The 5,155-nt window shown below is 41.7% G+C and carries 5 protein-coding genes; 3 read left to right on the forward strand and 2 right to left on the reverse strand.

Annotated elements, in window-relative coordinates:
- Positions 1-90: 90 nt before the first annotated feature.
- Positions 91-1,245: a DUF819 family protein gene (locus tag F6K57_RS36200; protein ID WP_075904057.1), complete on the reverse strand. Its 1,155-nt coding sequence runs from the start codon at positions 1,243-1,245 to the stop codon at positions 91-93.
- 678 nt (positions 1,246-1,923) lie between these two features.
- Here F6K57_RS36200 and F6K57_RS36205 point away from each other — a divergent pair.
- The 3 genes from F6K57_RS36205 to F6K57_RS36215 all read left to right on the forward strand — a co-directional run bounded on the left by F6K57_RS36205 (position 1,924) and on the right by F6K57_RS36215 (position 3,872).
- Positions 1,924-2,049 (forward strand): hypothetical protein, encoded by a 126-nt coding sequence (locus tag F6K57_RS36205; protein WP_269087082.1) that lies wholly within the window; start codon positions 1,924-1,926, stop codon positions 2,047-2,049.
- Positions 2,050-2,397: 348 nt separating this feature from the next.
- The gene (locus F6K57_RS36210) at positions 2,398-3,075 is read left to right on the forward strand and encodes a PEP-CTERM sorting domain-containing protein (protein WP_075904055.1); all 678 of its coding nucleotides are present in this window, start codon (positions 2,398-2,400) and stop codon (positions 3,073-3,075) included.
- Positions 3,076-3,254: 179 nt separating this feature from the next.
- Complete coding sequence (locus tag F6K57_RS36215) at positions 3,255-3,872, forward strand: PEP-CTERM sorting domain-containing protein (RefSeq protein WP_075904053.1); 618 nt, start codon at positions 3,255-3,257, stop codon at positions 3,870-3,872.
- A gap of 90 nt (positions 3,873-3,962) precedes the next feature.
- Here the strand turns inward: F6K57_RS36215 and F6K57_RS36220 are convergent.
- Positions 3,963-5,155: WD40 repeat domain-containing serine/threonine-protein kinase (locus tag F6K57_RS36220; RefSeq protein WP_293072946.1), on the reverse strand; the 1,193-nt coding region annotated here is incomplete at its 5' end.

The following is a 5,155-nucleotide window of genomic DNA, read 5'->3' on the forward strand; positions in this document are numbered from 1 at the left end:
CAGTCGCTCATGGGGGAAACCCCCGCAGGTCGGCGCTGCATCGCTACTCCCTGTTCCCTGTTCCCTGTTCCCTGTTCCCTTTGGTATATATCAACCCAAAGAGCGCAGAAAATTCCCTAATCCTACACCAATAAACGTAGCAACAGCATAACCCAGAGTACCGCAGAGAATCGCTGGAGTAACTAGCTTATCCCACTGCCGTGCTGTTGCCATAGCCGCTGCTGTAGTTGGCCCACCCATATTAGCATTCGACGCAATCACCAATTCAGCTAAATCCAAACCCAGCAATCGCCCAACTCCCAGTAACACTAACAAATGGATGGCGAGAATTAATCCAGCAAAGATAAACAGAACTGATCCCACTCGTAGCACTATTTCCACATTAGCGCTGGCTCCAATTACAGCAAAAAATACCTGCATCAGCAGATAGCCAATTTTTTCTGCAGCCGTTATCCTACTTAAATAGCTTGGGAATACTGTCGCTAACATTACAATTAAAATCGTTACCACCAGAATTCCCCCTTTGTTGAAGCCCAACCAGCTAGCGAGACCATAACCTACAGCACAAGCAATCATACTAATAGCTAATGCCAAACTGATCTTGAAAACAGATAGTTGTTGTCGAGACTGGGAATCAAAGATACTAAACTGACTAGAATGAGTATTTTCATGGGAGCGCTGGTTAGGAAAAATTCCCCGTAGCCACTTAATGGAAGGTAAAGAAAACAGCACTAAAAAGTACAAGGTCATCACTAAATTATCTGCTGCTACCCCAGCACTGAGTAAATCTCCTGCTCGTAACCCAGTGCTTTCAGCGGTTGCCGCAAAATTAACTGAACCACCAATATAAGTAGCACAAAAAATTGCTGCCAACTTCCAACCTTCTTCTCCTAAAGGAATCAGATAGTAAGCTACTACTGTGCCTAAAATTGTTCCCACTGCACCAATTCCATAGGCAATTAAAGTAGGTCCAGCCTCTCGCACAATCCTAAACAAGTCAGCTTGGAATAGTAGTAAAGGAATAGCTAATGGAACTAAGTAAGACCAGACCACCCCATAGGCGGGAGCATCCGGTGGGATAATCCTAAGATTAGATAGGATAAACGTTACCAAAATGGTGACAACAGCCCCAGATAGTTTAGCTCCCCAAGGAGTCCGTTCTGCCCAGAATCCAATCGTTGCTGCTGACAGCAACACAGCCCAAAGAGCGAAATCTTGATTAGGATTGATTAGAGAGGTTGCCATGATAGCTATGAGAACCGCTATATATAAATAGGTTATGAATAATAGTGCTAATTTATCACAACATTAAACACTCTTTGGAGCTCTTTCCTACTCCCTATTCCCTGCTCCCTGCTCCCTATTCCCTAACTAGTCAATAATTGATATTATTTATTAATAGTTGATGAATCTTATAGTCAATATAGGTCAACAAATAGCAAAATTTTTCTCCCCTGAGGTTTGGTTACTTAAGGGTTTGAGTAACGATTGAGCCCAGCAAGCCTAGGTAGATCAGCTGATCAGGTGACAATAAGGCTGAAAAGTAGACAGGGGTTAAGTGATGGGTGTTCGGTGCTCGGGACTCTACCCTAAAGAAAGTGAGCTCAACCCAGAGCAAGTCGCCCTCAACAATCAGGCTGAAAACCTGATTAAATCGTTTCTAGCAACAGATGATTACTCGTAATTTTACCCTCAGCTTTAAATCATAATCTTTAATTGTATCATAAACAGAGTCCAGTGGTGACCCTCTGAGGTGTATCAGTTTAAATTGTCAAGGTATCTTCATCTTATCTTTATAAAATTTTTATATTATCTTCATAGTTGAGGGTTGAGTTTTATTAAAAATCTTGATAGATTAAAATCGGCGTTAATTGATAAAAACTATTAATAAGGAGGCATTCGAGATTTAGAGCAGTTCAACCAATGCCTACATTTTTTTCTCGTCCGCTATTTGGTAGTAAGCATTCAGGCGTTGGCCAAAAGCCAAAAGCCAAGGCCACGCTACTTGAGGTGCTTTGTGGCACAGCCTTCGACGCTGTGACGATGTAACTCAGATTAAACGAATGCTTACCCATTTTATTCAAAAGCACAATCTATACCACCATCTGTAGCAGATTAGCTCAATGCTTACCCTAACCCAATAATGCTATACCCGATTTATTGAGCTGCTTCACATTCCTGAATTCAATTCAATTTTGGGGCTTTTAACATTGGGTTTTATCAGAGCATATTCGGTTTTAAAATGCAAATTTTTTAAACTAATAATAAGTTCAAAAGAAGGAGTTAAAAATGTTTACTCAGAAATCCTTCGTAAGTTTGAGTTTAGCAACTACTAAATACTGACTACTAACTCCTTCTGCCGAAAGCAGATCATTTGATTCTAGGAGGTTTAAACTTATGTCTTGCTATTTAAAGACAGCCGTTATCACCCTAAGTACAGCATTAAGCATCGTTATCCCTACCGTAGCTGAGGCAATTACCTTTGGATTTGATTGGACAGGTCAAATTGCTGGCTTTAGCGTTACCGGTTTATTTAGCTATGACGAAACGCAAAGTTATACCGATGGAATCGTCAGGACCAGTGACTTAGATTCTCTGATTGTCTCATTTTTTGATCCTCAAGGCAATTTTTTGAGAACCTATACCGATAATCATTTCGATGCAGGGGTTAACTTCAATTTTGATACTCAAACAAAGCAAATACTCCAATCGGGGACTTACTTTGACCCAGATGGAATCAACATTGGAGATGGCTCCAGAAGCGATGGTTTAACCTTCTGGTCAAAACCACCGCAAAGTAGTACGCCTCACGTCCATGTAGATGATTGGTTGGATGAGTTTGGTTTTCCTATCGGTTTTAGTAGCCATGAAGATGTTGCGTTTCCGACTCGAACCACCCAGGAACTGATTGAGACGGGCAAGGTTGGTGACACCTATATTGATCGACTAACTGAGTTAGAAACAAAAGGACAATTTGCCAAAGTTTCCACGGTTCCTGAACCAACAACATTGATAGGAGTGTTGGGTCTGGGAGGGTGGCTTTTCACTTCAAGTTTACAGCGTCGGAAACAATAGCAGATTTTCCAGCAATTTTATGTCTAAAGGAAAGATTTTTCCATGACAAAAACCCTTATACCCATATGATGCGATCGCGGTAGTGAGAAATCTACAAATCCAGGCACGGGGTGCTTCCCTCTTAGCTGGAAAAGAGGTGAAATTTTTGGTGTTTTTTTTCTTGTACTAGGAGAATAACAATGACAATCAAGACTTTAACTAAAGTAGCAACAGCGATCGTTGGCGGTAGCTTAAGCTTAGGGGTAGTCGGAATCAACTTCGTTGAAGCAGCAACTGTCAAATATAATTTCACAGTGAATCTGGAAAAGAGCTTTTTCCTGACTGGCTCTTCTGAACTCGATATTGCCCCCAATCCTGATTATTACAACGGTGAGTTTACCTTTGACGATTCAAGTTTGACTAAGGTGGGAGCTGAGAGTTTAGGAGTTGACGATGGTTTGTCAATTACCCTATTTAGTGATCCTCGAATAAATGAAGAGGACGACGAGCGTTTCCCAGACTTCCCAACTGTCAATTTCCTAAACGGAGAATTACTGGGGTTAGATTACGATGTAGTTTATCATCCTTTTACCGCCGTTGGTGAATTCTCTGGAGATTTTTTCCGTTTTTCTAATGGTGATTTCACTGACGGTTTCGATCCTACCTTCTATACTCCAGAAGACGAGCCGCGCCAGCCTATTCTCGGAAGTGGAACTGTCACCTATACACTTGTTCCTGAACCAACAACATTGATGGGAATGTTGGGTCTAGGAGGGTGGCTTTTTGCCTCAACCTTAAAACGTCGGAAACAATCATAGATTGTAAGCTATCAGCTATCAGCCGTCAGCCCGCATAAGCTGTTCGCGTAGCGTGCGCGTAGCGCATAAGCTGACGGCTGATAGCTTACATCACTCAAACTGCCAAATTTTAATAGTATTATCTTGAGAACTACTAGCAATGGTAGCACCATCATGGCTAATAGCAACGGTAGTGACAGCGCTTAAATGATCCGTGAGAGTATAGAGCAATTCACCACTACCAGGATGCCAGATTTTGACAGTCTTATCGGCGCTACCACTGATTAAGGTATTCCCTTGAGGGCTAATGGCAATAGATTTAACAGCATTCCCATGTCCGGTGAGAGTAAGCAACGGTTTTTTTGGTATTTGTAAATACCGATCCCTCTTCAGCAACCAAATCTTAATGGTTTTATCAGCACTGCCACTAATTAAAATTTGACCACTAGGGCTAAAGGTGAGTGACTCTACCGATGCCGAATGTCCAGTAATCGTTGCGGCAAGCTTACCAGTTACTAAATTCCAAAGCTTAATGGTTTTGTCAGCACTACCACTAGCTAGCAGTTGTCCATCTTTACTAATAGCTACTGTATTAACGGTTCCTAAATGGCCAAACAAAGTTGTCTGTAATGATGCCTTCTTCAGCATCCAAAGCTTAATAGTCTGATCCGCACTACCACTAGCTATAAGTTGCCCATTGTGACTAATTGCCAGACACTTTACCCAAGCAGAATGTCCACAAAGGGTATGGATTAAATTTCCCGTATACCCATGCCATAGTTTAATGGTATGATCCCAACTGCTACTAGCGATAATTTCTCCATCTGGACTAAACCCAACCGCCTCAATCACATTTAAATGTCCTGAAAGTTTGGCTACCACTGTTTTAGCTTGCCAGTTAAAGATCGTGATAGTTTTATCTGTACTACCACTAACTATAGTTTGTCCATTCGGGCTAAAGGCGATAGAATTAATTCCACTCGACTCTTCAGAAAAGGTATGTACACATTTCCAAGTAGGAGTATCAAACTTAGGGGTAACTGTTGTAGATAAAGACGTTACTGGTATAGCAGCGAAATCCTCTGGTAAACCAAGTGCTGCTAGGACTTGAATGGCTGATTGGTAGCGTTGGTCTGGTAAATTTTCTACCATTTTGTTCAGGATGCGAATAAGCTGCTCACTGACAGGTTGCCTGAGGTAATCGATCCAAACCCACTTCCCTTCTAGACTATTAAACATATCAAAGGGGTGAACGTTGGTAAGCAGATGAATACAGGTCACCCCTAAACTGTACAAATCGCTGG

The organism is Moorena sp. SIO4A5, assembly GCF_010672005.1.
Lineage (GTDB): Bacteria > Cyanobacteriota > Cyanobacteriia > Cyanobacteriales > Coleofasciculaceae > Moorena.